This window comes from Thermodesulfomicrobium sp. WS, assembly GCF_027925145.1.
Classification (GTDB): domain Bacteria; phylum Desulfobacterota; class Desulfovibrionia; order Desulfovibrionales; family Desulfomicrobiaceae; genus Thermodesulfomicrobium.
Genome location: NZ_AP027130.1, coordinates 1542614 through 1560257, shown reverse-complemented (window position 1 = coordinate 1560257; position 17644 = coordinate 1542614). Strand labels below are relative to the sequence as shown.

Annotated in this window: 17 protein-coding genes; 14 read left to right on the top strand and 3 right to left on the bottom strand. The window is 64.1% G+C overall.

All coding sequences use genetic code 11. The annotated features are described in order from the left end of the window. The first annotated feature begins 45 nt into the window (after positions 1 to 45). Genes QMF81_RS07480 through QMF81_RS07450 form a run of 7 tightly spaced genes read left to right on the top strand, consistent with a single transcriptional unit; the run spans position 46 to position 8146 of the window. Positions 46 to 975, top strand: a complete 930-nt coding sequence (locus QMF81_RS07480; RefSeq protein WP_281750145.1) for an ACP S-malonyltransferase — start codon at positions 46 to 48, stop codon at positions 973 to 975. Continuing rightward, complete coding sequence (gene argS, locus QMF81_RS07475; protein WP_281750144.1) at positions 975 to 2633, top strand: arginine--tRNA ligase; 1659 nt, start codon at positions 975 to 977, stop codon at positions 2631 to 2633. The genes QMF81_RS07480 and argS overlap by 1 nt, the downstream gene beginning before the upstream one ends. Positions 2634 to 2642: 9 nt before the next feature. Next, entirely contained in the window at positions 2643 to 3344 is a 702-nt protein-coding gene (locus tag QMF81_RS07470) for an SPOR domain-containing protein (protein WP_281750142.1), read from the top strand. A gap of 14 nt (positions 3345 to 3358) precedes the next feature. After that, positions 3359 to 4225 carry an agmatinase gene (gene speB, locus QMF81_RS07465; protein WP_281750141.1) on the top strand — a complete coding sequence of 289 codons (867 nt, stop codon included), beginning with the start codon at positions 3359 to 3361 and terminating at the stop codon, positions 4223 to 4225. Then, positions 4222 to 5406, top strand: coding sequence for a hypothetical protein (locus QMF81_RS07460; protein ID WP_281750140.1), 1185 nt, complete (start codon positions 4222 to 4224; stop codon positions 5404 to 5406). Before speB ends, QMF81_RS07460 begins: the two co-directional genes overlap by 4 nt. Positions 5407 to 5428: 22 nt before the next feature. Next, positions 5429 to 7138, top strand: a complete 1710-nt coding sequence (locus QMF81_RS07455; protein ID WP_281750139.1) for a long-chain fatty acid--CoA ligase — start codon at positions 5429 to 5431, stop codon at positions 7136 to 7138. Positions 7139 to 7147: 9 nt separating this feature from the next. After that, positions 7148 to 8146 (top strand): diguanylate cyclase, encoded by a 999-nt coding sequence (locus tag QMF81_RS07450; protein WP_281750138.1) that lies wholly within the window; start codon positions 7148 to 7150, stop codon positions 8144 to 8146. A 51-nt stretch (positions 8147 to 8197) separates the two neighbouring features. Here the strand turns inward: QMF81_RS07450 and hcp are convergent, their stop codons facing one another. Then, entirely contained in the window at positions 8198 to 9820 is a 1623-nt protein-coding gene (gene hcp / locus QMF81_RS07445; RefSeq protein ID WP_281750135.1) for a hydroxylamine reductase, read from the bottom strand. Positions 9821 to 10090: 270 nt separating this feature from the next. Here hcp and QMF81_RS07440 point away from each other — a divergent pair, with 270 nt between their 5' ends. The 3 genes from QMF81_RS07440 to QMF81_RS07430 are packed head-to-tail and all read left to right on the top strand — an operon-like array spanning position 10091 to position 12754. After that, complete coding sequence (locus tag QMF81_RS07440; protein WP_281752947.1) at positions 10091 to 10882, top strand: undecaprenyl-diphosphate phosphatase; 792 nt, start codon at positions 10091 to 10093, stop codon at positions 10880 to 10882. Then, on the top strand, positions 10879 to 11556 hold the full coding sequence (locus QMF81_RS07435) for a class IV adenylate cyclase (protein WP_281750134.1): 678 nt from the start codon (positions 10879 to 10881) through the stop codon (positions 11554 to 11556). The genes QMF81_RS07440 and QMF81_RS07435 overlap by 4 nt, the downstream gene beginning before the upstream one ends. Next, entirely contained in the window at positions 11546 to 12754 is a 1209-nt protein-coding gene (locus QMF81_RS07430; protein WP_281750132.1) for an aminopeptidase, read from the top strand. The genes QMF81_RS07435 and QMF81_RS07430 overlap by 11 nt, the downstream gene beginning before the upstream one ends. Before the next feature lie 99 nt (positions 12755 to 12853). Here QMF81_RS07430 and QMF81_RS07425 read toward each other — a convergent pair whose 3' ends face one another. Continuing rightward, positions 12854 to 13201 carry an Hpt domain-containing protein gene (locus tag QMF81_RS07425; protein ID WP_281750131.1) on the bottom strand — a complete coding sequence of 116 codons (348 nt, stop codon included), beginning with the start codon at positions 13199 to 13201 and terminating at the stop codon, positions 12854 to 12856. A gap of 42 nt (positions 13202 to 13243) precedes the next feature. After that, entirely contained in the window at positions 13244 to 13849 is a 606-nt protein-coding gene (gene yedF / locus QMF81_RS07420; protein ID WP_281750130.1) for a sulfurtransferase-like selenium metabolism protein YedF, read from the bottom strand. Between the two features lie 83 nt (positions 13850 to 13932). On the opposite strand from yedF, the gene QMF81_RS07415 reads away from it, so the two are divergent. The 4 genes from QMF81_RS07415 (at position 13933) to QMF81_RS07400 (ending at position 17624) form a co-directional block, all read left to right on the top strand. Next, on the top strand, positions 13933 to 14607 hold the full coding sequence (locus QMF81_RS07415) for a lysophospholipid acyltransferase family protein (protein ID WP_281750129.1): 675 nt from the start codon (positions 13933 to 13935) through the stop codon (positions 14605 to 14607). Next, positions 14600 to 15466, top strand: a complete 867-nt coding sequence (locus QMF81_RS07410; RefSeq protein ID WP_281750128.1) for a lysophospholipid acyltransferase family protein — start codon at positions 14600 to 14602, stop codon at positions 15464 to 15466. The genes QMF81_RS07415 and QMF81_RS07410 overlap by 8 nt, the downstream gene beginning before the upstream one ends. Positions 15467 to 15513: 47 nt before the next feature. After that, on the top strand, positions 15514 to 17238 hold the full coding sequence (locus tag QMF81_RS07405; protein WP_281750126.1) for a methyl-accepting chemotaxis protein: 1725 nt from the start codon (positions 15514 to 15516) through the stop codon (positions 17236 to 17238). Positions 17239 to 17321: 83 nt separating this feature from the next. Further along, a complete protein-coding gene (locus QMF81_RS07400) occupies positions 17322 to 17624 on the top strand; it encodes an STAS domain-containing protein (RefSeq protein WP_281750124.1) in 303 nt (100 codons plus the stop codon). Positions 17625 to 17644: the final 20 nt, after the last annotated feature.

The following is a 17644-nucleotide window of genomic DNA, read 5'->3' as shown; positions in this document are numbered from 1 at the left end:
GGCGGCGCCTCGCTAGAACACCGCAGTTTTTTTGAGGAGGAACCAGTGCAGCATGCAATTCTTTTTCCCGGTCAGGGCTCGCAAGAAGCGGGCATGGGCCGGGATGTGGCCGAAACCTGGCCGGAAGCCATGGAGTTGTGGAAGCAGGCGGAGCGCATCAGCGGTCTTGCCCTGCGGGAGATATATTGGGACGGCGACGCGCAGGCCATGAGCTCCACCCGCGCCTTGCAGCCGGCCTTGACCGTTGTCAACGTCACCCTGTGGGCCAAGGCCCGGGAAAAGATACGTCCTTTGGCGGCCGCGGGCCATAGTCTGGGGGAGTGGAGCGCCTTGGCGGCCGCTGGGGTGCTTTCCGCCACCGAGGTGCTTGAAGCCGTGAGCCTCCGGGGCCGGCTCATGGAAGAGGCCGCCGCCGCGCGCCCTGGGGCCATGGCTGCGGTGCTCAAGCTCCCGCTGGAGACGGTTTGCGGCATCGTGGATGCGGTGACGCAGGATACCGGGGCGGTGGTGCGTATCGCCAATTACAATACGCCGCAGCAGCATGTGGTCAGCGGTGAGTGCGCGGCGGTGGAGGCCGTGTGCGCCCTGGTCAAGGAGCGCAAAGGCCGCAGCGTGATGCTGCCGGTCTCCGGCCCCTTCCATACGCTGCTTTTGGCCGAGGCCGCGGCGGAGTTTGCCCGCTATTTGGAGCGCCTTTCGTGGCGGGAGCCGGCATTTCCCGTGGTGCTCAACACCACGGGGGCGGCGGCGCACACGGCGGAGGCCATCTTCGCAGCCATGCAGGAGCAGATGACGGCTTCGGTGCGGTGGTATCAGGGCATCCGTGCCCTGATGGAGTTGGGGGCGCGCTCGTTCGTGGAGATCGGCCCCAAGGGCGTGCTTTCGCGCATGGTGGGGCAGATCGTCGATGATCCGGAAGTTCGGTCCGTGTGCATCAGCACCGTGGACCAATGGGCAGCATGGGAGGATGCGTGATGCGCGCACGGACTTTTGTGGAGGCGGCCCTCAAGCAGGCCGTCCATGATTTGGGCTGGACCTGGCCGGAGAAGGCCTCCATCGAGGCCCCCAAGCGTGCGGAACACGGGGATTTGGCCACCAACGTGGCCATGGTGCTCCCCAAGGAAGCCGGGAGCACCCCGCGCGCCCGCGCCCAGGCCCTGCAGGAGCGCTTGCTCGCCGTATGTGCGGACAATCTGGCGGCAGTGGACGTGGCCGGGCCGGGGTTTCTCAACCTCACCTTGTCGCCGGCCTTTTGGCAGGGGACTGTGGTCCGGGTGCTCCAGGATGCCCAGTTTGGCGCCTCGTCCTTGGGGCAGGGCAAAAAAGCCCAGGTGGAGTATGTTTCCGCCAATCCCACGGGTCCGCTGCACATTGGCCATGGCCGTGGGGCTGCGGTGGGGGATGCCTTGGCGCGCATCCTGCGGTTTGCCGGCTATGCAGTGCATACCGAGTACTACTTGAACGACGCCGGACGCCAGATGCGGCTGCTGGGCCTGTCGGTGTGGGTACGCTACCAGCAGCTGTGCGGCCGGCAGATCCCCTTCCCGGAAGACGGCTATCAGGGCGACTACATCGGCGACATCGCTGCCCGCATCCGTCAGGAGCGCGGCGATGAACTCCTGACCTGGAGTGAGGAGGACGCCCGGGAGCTGTGCTACCAGGAGGGTATGAACGAGATCCTGGCCGGCATTCGCCAGGATCTGGAGGTCTTCCGCGCCGAGCACCAGGTGTGGTTTTCGGAAAAGAGCCTGGTGGACAGCGGGGTGGTGGAGGCGACGCTGGCGGACTTGCAGGCCAAAGGCCTGGCCTACGAAAAGGATGGGGCGCTGTGGTTTGCCTCCAGCCGCTTTGGCGACGACAAAGACCGCGTGCTGCGCAAGTCCGACGGATCGCTCACCTATTTTGCCTCGGACATCGCCTACCACGCCCACAAGATCGGCCGTGGCTTTGACCTGATGATCGACGTCTGGGGCGCGGACCATCACGGCTACGTGCCGCGCATGAAGGCCGCAGTGGCGGCCTTGGGCCGGGATCCGGAGTGCTTGCAGGTCATCTTGGTGCAGCTCGTCAATCTCTTGCGCGATGGCCAGCAGATCGCCATGTCCACCCGTGCCGGCACCTTCGAGACCTTGGCGGACGTCTGCGCCGAGGTGGGAGTGGACGCGGCCCGCTTCCTCTTCTTGTCGCGCAAAAGCGACGCCCACCTGGACTTCGACCTGGAAGTGGTCAAGCGCCAGTCCATGGACAATCCCGTGTTCTACGTCCAGTACGCCCACGCCCGCATCTGTTCCTTGCAGCGCAAAGCGCGCGAGATGGGCATCGCCCTGCCGGAGGTGGCGGACCCGGCACTGCTTGGTCTGCTTGCCACCGCCGAAGACATGGCGCTCCTCAAGACCCTCGACGCCTTTGGCGATGCGGTGGAACTTTCCGCCCGCACCCTTTCGCCCCACCACATCAGCTACTACCTCATGGATCTGGCGGGGCAATTGCATCGCTACTACACGGAACATCCGGTGCTCTCCGGAGAAGACGCCGGGCTGCGCAACGCACGGCTTTTGCTCATGGAAGCCGTGCGCCGGGTGCTTGCCCGTGGGCTGGATCTCCTTGGGGTGGACGCCCCGCTGCGGATGTAGGCGATGGGTATGCGGCGTCCTGCTCCTGCATCTTCCTCCGCCAAAAAAAGCGGCGGTATCTCGGTCCGCCTGGGCCTGCCGGGGCTGACGGCCGTGGCGGTGCTCGTGGTGGTGGGCATGGCGTGGTCCTTCATCCTTGGGGTGGTGGTGGGCCGCGGCCATCACCCGGAGCAGGTGGTGGAGGAGGTGGTGCGCCAGGCCTTGCCTGCGCCGGACAACACCACGGCCAACGCCACGGTGCTGCGTCCGGAAGAGCTGCAATTCTTTGAAAAGCTCCACCGCATGCCCGTGGGATCAGCGGCTGCCCCCGCAGAGCCCAAGACGGCCGCGGCGGCGCCCCCCACCAAAGCCGAACCTCCTGCCAAAAAGAGCGTTGCCGCGCGCAAGGACGAGGAAAAGCCGCAGGCCTTACCGCCTGCCCGTGCGTCCGCGCCGGTTCAAGGGCCACAGCCACAGTTCGTGTTCGAGTACCAATTGGCGGCCTTGGACAGCGCCGCCGACGCCGAGACCATGGTGCAGCGGCTCAAGGCTGCGCGCATCGATGCCTGGATGAGCAAAGGGAGCGCGCAAGGAAAGACCTGGTATCGGGTCTTGGTGCGCCATCGGGGGGGCGTGGAGACGGCCTTGGAATTCAAGGAGAACTTGAAGAAAAATGGGTTTACGGACATCGTGCTCCGCTCCCGCCAGCCGCTGGATACGCCCAAAAATTAGGGGAGGAAAACGCTATGCAGTGTTTCGATCTCCACGGCCTGCCGCGGGGGCGCCGCATTGTGGTGCTCCCGGTGCCCTTTGAAGGCGCGGTGAGCTACGGCCAGGGTGCGGCCTTGGGACCGCAGGCGTTTTTGGAAGCCACCATGCAGATCGAGTCCTACGACCCCCAGCTCGACCGCGACCTTTCGGATTTGGCGCACTTTACCGTGCTCCCTCCGGTCACCGGCGCGGACGCCGCCATGGTGCATGCTGCCATGCAGGAGGTCTTGGCTGCCCTGGATCCCTCTGCAGACACTGTGCTGCTCGTCGGCGGCGACCACAGCGTGCCGCTGCCGCTCATGGCCTGGTACCACGCCGCCTTTACGGACATGGTCATCCTCCACCTGGACGCCCATGCGGATTTGCGCGAGCAGTACCAGGGCTCTGCCCTGTCCCACGCCTGCATCATGGCCCGGGCCCGGCACTTGGGCATCCCCATCTTTCAGCTGGGCATCCGCTCGGTGTGTCCGGAGGAGATGGCGGTGATCCGCACGAGCGCTCACGGGGAGTTGCAGACGCGCTTTGCCTGGGAGCTCGAATCCCCTGCGGCGGAAGCCGCACGGGTGCGGGCGTTTGTGGGAGCGCGGCCCATGTATGTCTCCCTGGACGTGGACGCCCTTGATCCGAGCGTGCTGCCGGGGACCGGCACTCCGGAGCCCGGCGGGATCGAGTACCGCTGGTTGCAGGAATTCTGGCGGCAGTTGTGGATGGGGGGTGGACCGCGCTTGCTGGGCCTGGACGTGTGCGAACTGGCGCCCCTGCCAGGTTCGCAGGTTTCTCAGTCCGTGACGGCCAAGGTCGTGCACCGCATGCTGGTCGCCTGGCTTGGGGCAGGGCGGTGACGGGACCAGCCGCCAGCCGCGCGGACGCCGCTGATGTGCTCACGCTCACCGTGGAGCGCCTCGCCTGGCGGGGGCGCGGGGTGGCGCGGCCTGCCGGGCTGCCGGTGGTGCTCGTCGAACCTGGGGTGCTGCCGGGGGAAACCATCCAGGCGCGGGTGACGGCACGCAAGAAGGATTATTGGCAGGCGCAGGCAGAATCCATTGAAAAGCCTTCGCCGCTACGGGTTCCCCATCCGTGCCCCCATGCCGACCGCTGCGGGGGCTCACCTTTTGGAAGAGTGGAGCCCGCTGCCGCCGTGGAGCTGAAGGCGGAGCTTTTGCGCCACACCATGCGCCGCGCCTTGGGGCAGGCCGCAGAACCTGCAGTCAGCCGGCTTGCCGTGGTCCCGAGCCCCAGCCCGTGGGGGTACCGCTTTCGCGCCCAGGTGCATGTGGCAGCGGGAAAACCCCATTTTCGGGCCTTGGGCTCGCACCAATTGGTGCCGTTGTCCCGGTGCCTGCTGTTGGCGGAGCCGCTTGACGCCGCCTTGTCCCAGGTGGCCTCGCGCCTGCCTGAAGGCCGGCATACCATTGCCGCAAGCCCGGTGGATGGGGCGGTGCTGGCGCACACCGATCCAGGCGAGATCCGCCTTGCCCTGCCAGGATGTGGCGAGGTTGGGGTGCCGCCTGGGGTCTTTTTCCAAGCCAACCAGCTGCTCAATCCCGCCCTGGTGCAGGCGGTCCTGGGGTGGACGGCGCAATCCGTGCGCGTGGTGGACCTTTTTGCCGGAGCGGGGAACTTCGCCCTGCCCCTGGCCGCCTGCGGCCATGAGGTGCTTGCCGTGGAGTCTTCGGGTCCTGGGGTTGAAGCCGGTAGGCGCAATGCCCGGCGTTTGGGCTTGGAGGCCCGGGTGCGCTGGCTCGAAGCAGACCTGCACCGCGGCCTTCCTGCAGCGCTCACGCGCTTTGCCCCCGAGGCCGTGGTGGTGGACCCGCCGCGCATCGGGGCCAAGGGGCTGGCCGTGGCGCTTGGGCGCATGCCGAGCGTGCGGCAGGTGGTGTGGATTTCGTGCGATGTGGTCAACTCGCTGCGCGATATGCAGCCGCTTTTGGCAAACGGCTTTGCGCTCGGCGAAGTCATTCTTTTGGATATGTTTCCCGGCACCTGGCACATGGAAGTGGCCATGGTGTGCTGGCGATGATGACCGGATTGGGGATGCAACGATGATCGAAGAACAGATGACCCGGCCCTGGCTTGCCCATTACGACCCGCAAGTCCCTCCACGATTGCGCTACGAAAATCTTCCCCTGTATGCATTTTTGGAGCGCACCGCCGAGCGCTTTCCCCGTCGCACTGCGGTGCGCTTCCACAATTGGTCCGCCACCTATAGTCGTTTCAAGATCTTGGTGGACTACGCGGCTGTCCATCTCAAGGCTTCGGGCGTGCGGCCAAAGGATCGGGTGGCCATCATGCTCCCCAATTCGCCCCAATGCCTCATCTCGTACTGGGCATGCCTGAAGCTTGGCGCAGTGGTGGTCATGACCAATCCGCTCTATATGGAAAAAGAGCTCGTACACCACTTTACCGATTCCGGTGCCAGTACGCTGATTACTATGGACTTGCTGTGGAAACGCATTGCGCCGCTGCGTCCCCGCTTGCCCCTTTCCCGTATCTTCGTGACCTCCATGGCCGATTGCTTGGGGTTTCCGCTCAACTTCCTCTACCGCTTCAAGACCCGGCGCGAGCATGGGCTGCCTGCCATCCCCTATGATGGCCACAGTGTGTTTCCGTGGAAGACACTGCTTGCCCGCACCACTCCGGAGCCCGCACATCCGATAAATCCACACAAGGACTTGGCAGTGCTGCAGTACACCGGAGGGACTACGGGGCTTCCCAAGGGTGCCATGCTCTCGCACGCCAATGTGAGCGCCAATGCCCAGCAATGCCGGGCTATTTTGCATTCCATCCGCGATGACGGCGAAGTGGTGCTCGGGGTGTTGCCGTTTTTTCATATCTATGGGCTCACGGTATGCGTGAATTTTGCGACCCTTATCGGTGCCACCGTGCTGCCGCTCCCCAAATTCGATCCCCGGGAGACGCTCAAAACCATCCACAAATACAAGCCCACCATCTTCCCCTGCGCGCCGTCGATCTTTATTGCCCTGCTGCAGCAAAAGAAACTCGAACACTACGACCTCTCGTCCATCCGCTATTGCATTTCCGGATCTGCGCCCATGCCCACCGCAGTGATGGAGCGCTTTCGGAGCCTTACCGGGGCGCACATCGTGGAGGGCTACGGCTTGACGGAAGCCTCGCCGGTGACCCACCTCAATCCCTTAGAAGGGGTGCGGAAGCCCGGAAGCATCGGCCTGCCGTTTCCCGACACGGACGCCGCCATCGTGGACATGGAGGTGGGGACCATCCCCGTGCCGCCGGGCAAGGTCGGCGAACTGGTCATTCGCGGGCCGCAGGTCATGCAAGGCTATTGGAAGCGCCCTGACGAGACGGCCAGCGTGCTGCGCAACGGTTGGCTCTACACCGGGGATATCGCCACCATGGATGAAGAAGGCTATTTCTTTATCGTGGATCGCAAGAAGGATCTCATCATCAGCGGCGGCTACAACGTCTATCCGCGGGAGATCGATGAAGTCCTGCACGACCACCCTGCAGTGAAAGAAGCAGTGACCGTTGGCGTACAGCATGCCACCCGGGGCGAGATCATCAAGGCCTACATCGTCCTCAAAGAAGGTTATAGCGCGACGAAAACGGACATCATTGCCTTTTGCCGGGAAAAGCTCGCCAACTACAAGGTCCCCAAGCAGGTGGAGTTCCGCGATGAGCTCCCCAAGACCTTGGTGGGCAAGGTCCTGCGCCGTGCCATCCGTGAGGAAGAGGAGCGCAAGGGCCCGGATACGTCGGAACTCGTGGAATAGGAGGGGGCCATGACCTGCGCCCAAGGTGGGAGACAATGTATTTTGCTCGTGGAGGACGACAAAGTCACCCGAGAAGCCATCCGCTCCATCCTGCAGGATGCGTATGTCTTCGTGGAGGCATCCACGGCCGAGGAAGCACTGCGTCTGTTGCGCCAAGGGGTGCAACCGGACCTGGTCTTGTTGGATGTGCGCCTGCCGGACATGGACGGCTATAGCATGTTCGAGCGGCTGCGCAACGAAGGTTTCGTCCGGGATATGCTGGTGATCTTCCTCACCGGGCAATGGGGGGAGGCGGACGAGGCGAGGGGCCTGGGTCTGGGGGCGGTGGATTATATCCGCAAACCGGTGAGCGCGCCGGTCTTGCGCGCCCGCATCCACAATCATCTTCAGCTCAAGCGCCATCGGGACATGCTGCTCGACCTGTCGCACTTGGATGGACTCACCAATATCCCCAACCGTCGGCGTCTGGATGAAGTCTTCGCCCGGCAATGGGCCTTGGCGGGACGCAAGAACACCCCCATGGCCTTGCTCTTTGTGGATATCGACCACTTCAAGGCATACAACGACACCTATGGGCACTTGGCGGGGGATGACTGCTTGCAGCAAGTGGCCCGGGTGCTCTTTGGGTCGGTGAAACGGCCGTGTGATTTGGTGGCCCGTTTCGGCGGCGAGGAGTTCGTGGCGCTCTTGCCGGAAACGGATCTTGCCGGGGCCTGGAATGTGGCCGAGCGCATGCGGCGCGCGGTGGAGGCGCTTGGGATCCCCCATGCCTCTTCTCCCGTGGCCCCGCAGGTGACGGTGTCGGTGGGGGGATGCGTGTGTCAGGAATGCGGACGCTTCTTGGCGGAGGCCATGCTCGCCTGCGCGGACCAAGCCCTGTACGCCGCCAAGAGCGCCGGTCGCAATCGCATATCGATGCATCGGCTTGCCGCCGCTGCGGACGGCAGCCTCCAGTGCCAGCCTGTAGAACCAGTGCCCGGCCCCTCGAAGGAGCCGGGCAAGGACTGACGGATACGAAGACTTGCCGGCCACGCTGGAGCCGGCGGGCCTTGGGGATGACTAGCCGAGAATGGCCTTGAGGTCTTCGTCCGGCGTGGTGATGGGTTTGATGTCGAAGGTCTTGACCAGCGTATCCAGCACCGCTGGCGAGACGAAGGCCGGCAGGCTCGGTCCCAAGCGGATGCCCTTGATGCCGAGGGAGAGCAGCGTGAGCAGGATGGCCACGGCCTTCTGCTCGTACCACGAGAGCACCAGGGACAACGGCAGGTCGTTCACACCGCAGCCAAAGGCGTTGGCCAGGGCCACGGCGATCTGGATGGCGGAGTAGGCGTCGTTGCACTGGCCCACGTCCAAAAGCCGCGGGATGCCGCCGATATCTCCCAAGTTCTTGTCGAAGAAGCGGAACTTGCCGCAGGCCAGGGTGAGCACCACGCAGTCCTGGGGCACCTTTTCCACGAATTCCGTGTAGTAGTTGCGGCCGGGCTTGGCGCCGTCACAGCCGGCCACCAGGAAGAAGTGGCGGATGGCTCCCTGCTTGACGCCGTCGATGACCTTGTCCGCCACCGAGAGCACGGCGTTGCGGGCAAATCCCACCATGACCGAGCCCTTGTCTTCGTCCGCGGCAAAGCCGGGGAGCTCCAGGGCCTTTTGGATGACCGGGGTGAAGTCCTTGGTGCCGTCGGGCCGGGCGTCGATGTGCGCCACCCCGGGCCAGCCCACCAGCCCGGTGGTGAAGATGTTCGCCTGGTAGTTCGGGGCGGGCTTTTGGATGCAGTTGGTGGTCATGAGGATGGCGCCGGGGAAGGCGGCGAACTCCTTCTGCTGGTTCTGCCAGGCCGTGCCGTAGTGGCCGTAGAAGTGGGGATGCTTCTTGAGCTCGGGGTAGCCGTGGCAGGGGAGCATCTCGCCATGGGTGTAGACGAAGATACCCTTGCCGGCAGTCTGCTCCAGCAGCATGGCAAGGTCGCGCAGGTCGTGGCCGGAGACTAGGATGGCCTTGCCCGCCTTGTGGCCCAAAGGCACGGACGTGGGGACCGGGTGTCCGTAGGTGCCGGTGTTGGCGGCGTCCAAGAGCTCCATGGTGCGCAGGTTCACCTGGCCGCATTCCATGCAGAGGTTCACCAACTCCTCCAGGCCGAGATTTTTGCCCAGGGCCAGGAGTCCTTTTTCCAGGAAGGCGTACACGACATCGTCCTGCTGGCCGAGGAGGGCGGCGTGATCCGCGTAGGCGGCGACGCCTTTCATGCCGTAGAGCAGGGTCTGCTTGAGGGAGCGCAGATCCGGGTGGCTGTCGAAGGTGTCGATGCCGTGGGCTTCGCCTTGGGCGACGAGGCCGGCGGTGTCCGGGGCCGGGGTGAAGGTCCCTGCCGGAGTCGAAAGGGTCGCTTGGGCCGCGCCGGCCAGAGTGTCCCGCCGGCGTACGATTTCCTGAATGAGGGCCGGGAAACGGTCGGGGTCGAAGTCCACGTTGGTGAGGGTGGAGAATAGGGCTTGGCTGAGAAAGTGGCCTGTGTCGCCAAGGTCGACCCCTGCGGTCCGGGCAGCCTGGGCGGCTTCGGCCAGCCCCTGGCAGGCAAAGACCGTAAGATCTTGCAATGCCGCCACGTTCGCTTCTTTCCCACACACGCCGATCTTGGTGCAGCCGGTGCCTTTGGCGGTCTGCTCGCATTGATTACAGAACATGAGTCCTCCTTGGGTTGAGGTGATTGTGTTACGCTGTGGCCCCCTTTTGAGAGATGGGGCTGTTTTGGGCCTTGATCTAAATCAAAAACAATTTTTTTCTAGGACAATCTTGGACTGGCCTTTGGAAGGCCGCGTTTTTTCGTCTTCAATGGACATGCCCCAAGTCTTCGTGGGGTGTCATGTGCATTATCCGCTTCATTGTCTAGTAGCCGTCGCGCTCCGTTGACCTTGGCCGAGGGGGGCGCTAGGGGCCTTGGCCTTGGAGGACGCATCATGGAACTTCTTTGGGCGGCGCTTCTGGGGTTCGTGGAAGGAATCACGGAGTTTCTCCCCGTGTCTTCCACCGGGCATCTCATCGTGGTGGGGCATCTGCTCGGCTTTACCGGGCCCAAGGCCGAGACCTTCGAGGTCGCCATCCAGCTGGGGGCCATCGCTGCGGTGGTGGTGCTCTACTGGCCGGTATTCTGGGGATTGGTGCAGCCTTCCGGGCGGCGGCGCTTTGCCGGCGTGCGCGGGCTGCTGCTCCTTTTGCTAACGACCCTGCCGGCCTGCGTGCTGGGGCTGGTGCTGCACAGCACCATCCGAGGGCTTTTTTCCCCTCTGTCTGTCGCCGCGGCCATGGCGGTGGGTGCTGTGGCCATGGTTGCGGTGGAGTCCCGGGCCCCGCGGGTGCGGGTCTGGGACGTGGACGCGGTATCCGCCCGCGATGCGCTTTGGGTGGGCTTTTGGCAATGTCTGGCCCTGTGGCCGGGGTTTTCCCGCTCTGCGGCCACCATCATGGGGGGGATGATGCTGGGGTTTTCGCGCAAGGTGGCGGCAGAGTACTCCTTTTTGGCCGCAGTGCCGGTGATGGTGGCGGCAACGGGCTATGATTTATGGAAGAGCCGGGAATTTTTGAGTCTTGCGGACGTCCCTCTTTTCAGTGTCGGGTTCATGGTGGCCTTCGTGAGCGCGTGCGTGGCGATCCGTGTTTTTCTCCATGTGGTGGGCAGCACCAGCTTTCGGCCCTTCGCTCTCTATCGGCTGGTCGTGGCTGCCGTGGTCTGGGGGGTGTGGCGATGAAGCAGGAAGTGGAAGCCAAGTGCGCGGTGGAGGATATCCGTGCGGTGGAGGCCCGTGTGCAGACCATGGGCACACTCGTGGTGCCCTGGGAGTTTGAGGCCAATGTGCTCTGGGATTTCCCGCACGCGCCCCTTGGTAAGGCAGGGCGGCTGCTGCGCCTGCGCCACAGCGCCGCGGGCGCGTTCTTGACGTATAAGGAACCGGTGCCGGGGGCGCGCGCCGGGATCAAGACCATGGCAGAGACCGAGACCTCGGTGGCGGACCCTGCGGCCATGAGCTGCATTTTGGATCGGCTGGGACTTGCGCCCGTGTGGCGCTACGAGAAATTCCGCAGCGTCTGGCGGGTGCCGACGGCAAGCGGCCTGGCGGGGGTGTGTCTGGACATCGTGCCGTGCGGCCAATTTGTGGAAGTGGAGGCCGAGGCTGCGGCCATCGCCGAGGTGTTTTCCGCACTGCACCTCACCTGGGGGGCGGAGGCTTCGCGTACCTACCGGGACTTGTTCGTCGATGCCTTGGCGGCGCAGGGTTTGCCGTCGGATACGCCCATGATTTTTTCTCTGGAAGCCAAGGAGGCGTGGGCGCGTGCCTTGGGTGTGGATCTGCCCCCAGGAGACCCTTTCTGCCTGCGTGATTGTGGTAAAAATGGATGCGTAACGGAGGAGGATGATGGATAGCCTGACCCTGGAGCGCTACGCTCGGGTACTCGTGTGGGGCATGAAGGCGGCCCGCAGGGAGCCTTTGACTCCGGGTGCGGTGATTTTGGTCCGGGCGGACCTTGGGGCCGTGGACTTGGCCTGCGCCGTACAGCGGGAACTCATGCGTCAAGAGATGCATGCCGTAGTGCGGTTGATGCCGCCAAGTACGCTGGAGCGTGGTTTTTATGAGGAGGCCCAGGATCGGCATCTTGCTTTTCGTGTCCCCGGCGACCAGGAGCTCTTCCAAAACCTCGACGGTCTCATCTCTCTGTTGGCGCCGGATTCCAACACCCACTTGCGCGGCATTGCGCCTGCCAAGATCGCTGCCATGGCCCGTACCCGCAAGTATCTGCGGGACATCATGGAAACGCGGGAAGCCCAAGGGGTTTTTGGCTGGACTTTGTGCCTCATGCCCACGGACGCCTTGGCTCGGGACGCAGGACTTTCTCCGGAGGAGTACGAGGCGGAGATCATCCGCGCCGCTTACCTGGACGACGCGGACCCAGTGGCCCGCTGGGAGGCCACGTACCGCCAGGCCCAGCGCGTCAAGGCCTGGCTCAATGGTCTGGACTTGGTGCGGGTGCAGGTGCGCTCGGCATCGACGGATCTTACTGTCGGCATTGGCGCCTTACGGCAGTGGATCGGGGTCACCGGACACAATATCCCCAGCTTCGAGCTCTTTCTCTCTCCGGACTGCCGCGAGACCCGCGGGGTGTACTTCGCCGATCAGCCCTCCTACCGCAGCGGCAACCTGGTGCGCGGGGTAACCCTGCACTTTGAAGACGGCCGCTGCGTTGCGGTGCGCGCCGAGGAGGGCGAGGAGTTCCTGCGCTCCCAACTCGCCATGGACGAGGGGGCCAGCCGCTTGGGCGAGTTTTCCCTGACGGACAAGCGGTTTTCTCCTATCCGTCGCTTCATGGCCCATACCTTGTTCGATGAGAACTTCGGGGGCGAGCACGGCAACTGCCACATCGCCGTGGGCGCCTCCTATAGTGACACCTATGCCGGGGATCCCCACGAGCTCACTGCCCCGCGGCGTGCGGAACTCGGCTTCAACGACTCCGCCCTGCATTGGGACTTGGTCAACACCGAGCCCAAGACCGTCATCGGGACGCGCCGCAATGGCGAGCAGGTGCTCGTGTACGAAAACGGGATGTTCGCGTGTGCACTTGAATAGAGGCCGCCCATGCATCGGCGACACCCAAGCGACCGAAACGCTGGTAGCCGGCATCGAGGCGGCCCGGGATTTTTGGAAAATAGCGTAGCTTGCGGCCGCCTATACCGCAGCGCAAAAGGCTTCCATGGCGGCCAACGTTTCCGCAGCCAGGGATCGCACCTGGGCATAGGCCGCCTCCATGGCGGCCGTGTCTTCTGCCTTGACGGCCATCTCCAGGTGGAGGGCCGCCTGCTGCAGGGCAAGCGCCCCCACCGTGGCGGACGAGCCCTTCAGGGAATGGGCCAGCCGCTCCACCTGGTAGGTTTCGTGCGCAGCCCAGGCGGCCTCCAGGGCAGCGAGCTTCTTGGGGGTTTCTTCCAGGTAGAGCCGGAAGAGGTTGGCAAGCAGGCCGCGGTCTCCCGCGAGGCGGGCGAGGGTCTGGTCGATGGTGAGCAGGTCTTGGGACATGGAAGGCTCCGTGGTTGCCGCGGCCCAGGGAAGGCGCGCGGGTTAGCCGAGGGAAATGACCTTGTCGGCCACCTGCAGGCTGGTGACCACGTCGAGCATATTGGTGGTCTGGCCCACTTCTTTGGCACCAAGGAGGCCGAAGAACTCCAAGCAGGTGCCACACACCAAGATTTCCACCCCACTTTGTTCCAGACGCCGCAAGATGTCCAGGGTTGGACTGCTGCTGGTGGCAAGGCGCACGCCGCCGTTGACGAGGATGATGCGCCACAGGCTTGCTCCCATCTCCGGCAGGGTAGAGAGAAAATTGAACATGAGCTTTGCCCCCAGCTCGTCGCTCCCCTGGCCGATGCGGTCTGTAGTGAGAAACACCACATGCTTGGGTGCGGCGCATGCGCAGTCCGCCGTTGCCGCTGATGCGTGCGCTTGAGCGGTGTCGCCTTGGGCCGTGGCCGTGATGCGCCAGCCGTTTGCCACGCGTTCCGGCGCAGCCACCTGCATGCCTTGGCTGGTGAGAAAGCGGGAAACATTGTCCTTGGCCGCGTCGTTATCCACATACACCGTGAGGGTCTGCGGGGCATGGGCGGCCAAAACCTCCTTGCAGCGCAGCACCGGTTTGGGGCAGGGTTCGCCTTCGCAATGCAGTTCCATGATTTGCCTCCGTTCATTGGGGATGAAGAAAGGCGCAGGGTAGCGCCTCTCGGAGAGCGGTCAAATAGATTGAACCAATGCGTATGGCTAAAAAAAAGTGGATATCTTCAATGGTTGCCCGGGCGAAGACGCCTGGCTCTGCCCGCGTGCTGGCGCGGGCGTTGGCGCCGCTGGTGCGGCTGTGGTCGGCGTCGCTCCGCTACCAGTTGGTGCATGGGGAGCGGTTTGCCGCGCTGTATGGGAGAGGACCCTTGGTGGCGGCGCTGTGGCATGATGAGCTCTTCCCCTTCATTGCCCTGCACGGCCGCCATGGCATGGTCTGTGTGGTGAGTCAGAGCTGGGACGGGGAACTGTTGGCCCGGGTGCTTGTGTCCTTTGGCTTTGGCACGGCCCGGGGATCGAGCTCCCGCGGGGGGATGAAGGCGCTGCGCGTGGCCCTGCGGCAGCGGGAAGGAGGTGCAGGAGTGGTGCTGACGGTGGATGGCCCTCGGGGGCCTCGGCACGTGGCCAAGCCAGGGGCGGGGTTTGTGGCCCGCGCCCTGGGAGCCCGGGTGCTGCCGGTGCGTGCCTTCATGCATCCGGTCGTGACCTTTGCCTCCTGGGACCGCTTTCAATTGCCGCTGCCTTGTGCCCGGTGCACCATTGTGTATGGGGAGCCGCTGGCACCGCCGGCTCCAGGCGAGGACCTCGATGCCTACAGCCAGCGTCTCACCGCAGCCTTGGAGGCCGTCCGGCCTCAGGAGGGGTGCGATGCATGAAATTTGGGGGACATGTGGGGCAGCGCTGGGCACCCGACTTTCCGCGCCCTGGGTCGCTTCCCTGGGAAGCGCCTTGGGGCGGGCCTTGTGGTGGCTTTTGCCCAAGCGCCGGGGCCTTGCCTACGCTTCGGTGCATCGGCGCTTGGGCGTGCCAGGGCCTGCAGCCGAGCGCATTGCCCGGGAGAGCTTCCGGCATACGGGCATGGCCTTTGCCGAAATCTTCCAAGGTCGGCACACTGGGCCGCGGTTTTTGCACGAACAGGTGATCGTCGAGCGCCCGGATCTCCTGACTGCCCTTTTTTCCAGCACTCGACCCGCGGTGGTGGTGAGCGGCCATTTGGGGGCCTGGGAGCTCTTGGTGGCCCTCATGGCCCTATTTCCGCACCGTCCTGCGTGCCAGGTGGTGGTGCGGCTGCCCAAGAGCCCGTTTTTGCGCGGCCTTATCCTCCATGCCCGCAATCAGGCCCGCATCCGTACCGTGGGGCATCGGGACGCCAGCGCCGGGGTGCTCGCCATGCTGCGCGCTGGAGGGCTTGCCGCCTTTTTGGTGGATCACCATTGCCGCCAGGCCGAGGCCGAGCGGCTGCTGTTTTTGGGGCGCGAGGCCTCGGTCAACCGGGGTCCGGCGCTCCTTGCCGTGCGGGCCAAGGCCGAGGTGTGGCCGCTTTTTTTGGTAAGAGAACCCAGAATTGGGAGTTTTCGCTTGCTTCAAGAAAGCCCCTTGGATACTCGGGGCCTTACGGGGGATCCTGCGGCGCGGGTGCGATCCGTGTGCCGGTTCTACACCCAGGCCGTGGAACACGCGGTGTGCCGCTACCCCGAGCAATGGTTGTGGATGCACCGGCGTTGGAAAGCGTGAGCCGTACGGGTGCTCGCTCCGCTTCTCTTACAAATTTGGAGGTCACGATGTTCAAGCGAATCAGTCTTGCATGGAAAGTGCTCTGCATTGTTCTCCTTGGCCCGGCGGTGACCGCGGCGATTTTGTTCTATCAGCATGTGGCAAGCATCCAGCAGGATGCCGTGGATTCCCGCATCAAGGAGAGCCGCTCCATTGTCATGATGGCCGAAGGGATGCGCGAGACCATGGCGCACAAACTCTCCCTCGACGTGCTGCGCCCCTTTGAGGAATTGCGCTCGGACCCGACGCGTCTCTTGGAGGCAGTCCCCATCGTCACCGCGATGAATACCGCTGCGGCCAAGGCCAAGGAAGCGGGCTACGAGTTCCGGGTGCCCAAGGAGAGTCCGCGCAATCCCAAAAACGAGCCCACTGCCTTCGAGCGGCAGGTGCTTGAAGAGCTCAAGGCCACGGGTGCCCCGGAAAAGGTCGTCGTGGAAAAGGATCGCGTGGTGTATTTTCGTCCCATCCGCCTCACCCAAGAGTGCCTCTACTGCCACGGGGATCCCAAGGGCGAAAAGGATCCCACCGGCGGTGTAAAGGAAGGGTGGAAAGTCGGGGAGATCCACGGCGCTTTTTCCATCGCCATGTCCCTGGAGGCCGCCAATGCCGCGGTGCGTGCGAGTGCGCTGCGTCTGGGACTGGAGACGCTGGGGATCCTGGCGGTGGTGGGTGCCATCGCCTGGTTCTTGGTGCGCCGCGGCGTCATTCGCCCCTTGGCGCAGACCGGCGCCTATTTGGATCGTCTGGCCACCGGGGACATGACCTCCACCATCCCCGTGGAGCGCGAGGACGAGATCGGCCTGATGCAGCGCAACCTCAATGCCATGGCGCAAGGGCTGCGCTCCATCGTTCAGGACATCGTGGCCCGCTCCCGCACCCTTATCGGCGCTTCCGCGGAGTTGGAGACCATGGCCGACACCTTGCTTGTCCGCTCCAAGGACTTGGCGAGCCGCTCCCACACCGTGGCCACAGCCTCGGAAGAGATGAGCGTCAACATGAACAACGTCGCCGCAGCCATGGAGCAGGCATCCACCAACGTGAGTACCGTGGCCGCGGCTTCGGAGGAGATGAGCGCCACCATTCACGAGATCGCCGGCAACACGGAAAAGGCCCGGGAAGTGACCCAGCGGGCGGTGACCACCGCCACCTCGGCCTCTCAGCGGGTGCACCAATTGGGCGAGGCCGCCCAGGAGATCGGCAAGGTCACCGAAACCATCGCCGCCATCTCTGCCCAGACCAATCTGCTTGCCTTGAACGCCACCATCGAAGCTGCCCGGGCCGGCGAGGCAGGACGCGGTTTTGCCGTGGTGGCCAACGAGATCAAAGAACTGGCCAACCAGACGGCCCGAGCCACCGAGGACATCAGCCACCGCATCGAGGGCATCCAAACCTCGGCCGGGGCCACGGTGGCGGAGATCAACCAGGTCATGGCGGTCATTGAAGAGGTCAACGCCTTTGTGGCCACCATTGCCGCAGCGGTGGAAGAGCAGAGTGTGACCACCAGGGACATTGCCCAGAACGTGGCCCAGGCCTCCCAGGGGCTGCAGGAGGTCAACGAAAACGTGGCCCAGGCCTCGTCGGTAACCGGGGAAATCGCCCGGGATATCGTCGGCGTCAACGAGGCTTCGGGTTCCATTTCGGTGAGCAGCACCCAGCTCAAGCAGCATGCGGAAAACCTGTCGCTTTTGGCCCAGGCCCTGCAGTCGCTGGTGGAGCGGTTCCGGGTGGAGTAGGAGGAGACTTGCTGGGGGACGCGTTGTCAGCTCTGGGCAAAAAAGCTACACTCGTTCTTGGAAATTCGCCCAAGGAGGCAGACATGTCAGAAGTGGTGCATGACGGCGAGGTTATTGAGGTCAAGCTGGATAAGGATATCGTTTCCACCACGGTGGAGGCCATCAAGGCGGAACTGGTGGATCTTGTCGCCTTCAAGCCAGCGGAGCTTCGTCTCAACCTCGCGCAGGTCCAGTTGGTGGATTCCATGGGTATCGGAGTGCTGGTGGCCACCCACAATTCCTTGAAGAAAAATGGCGGGGCGTTGCGTCTGACCCATGTGTCTGCACCAGTGGCCAAGCTGTTGCGCTCCATGCGTCTGGACCGACATTTCACGGTGGAAGAGTAGGGCGGGGCTGCCGGGCTGCC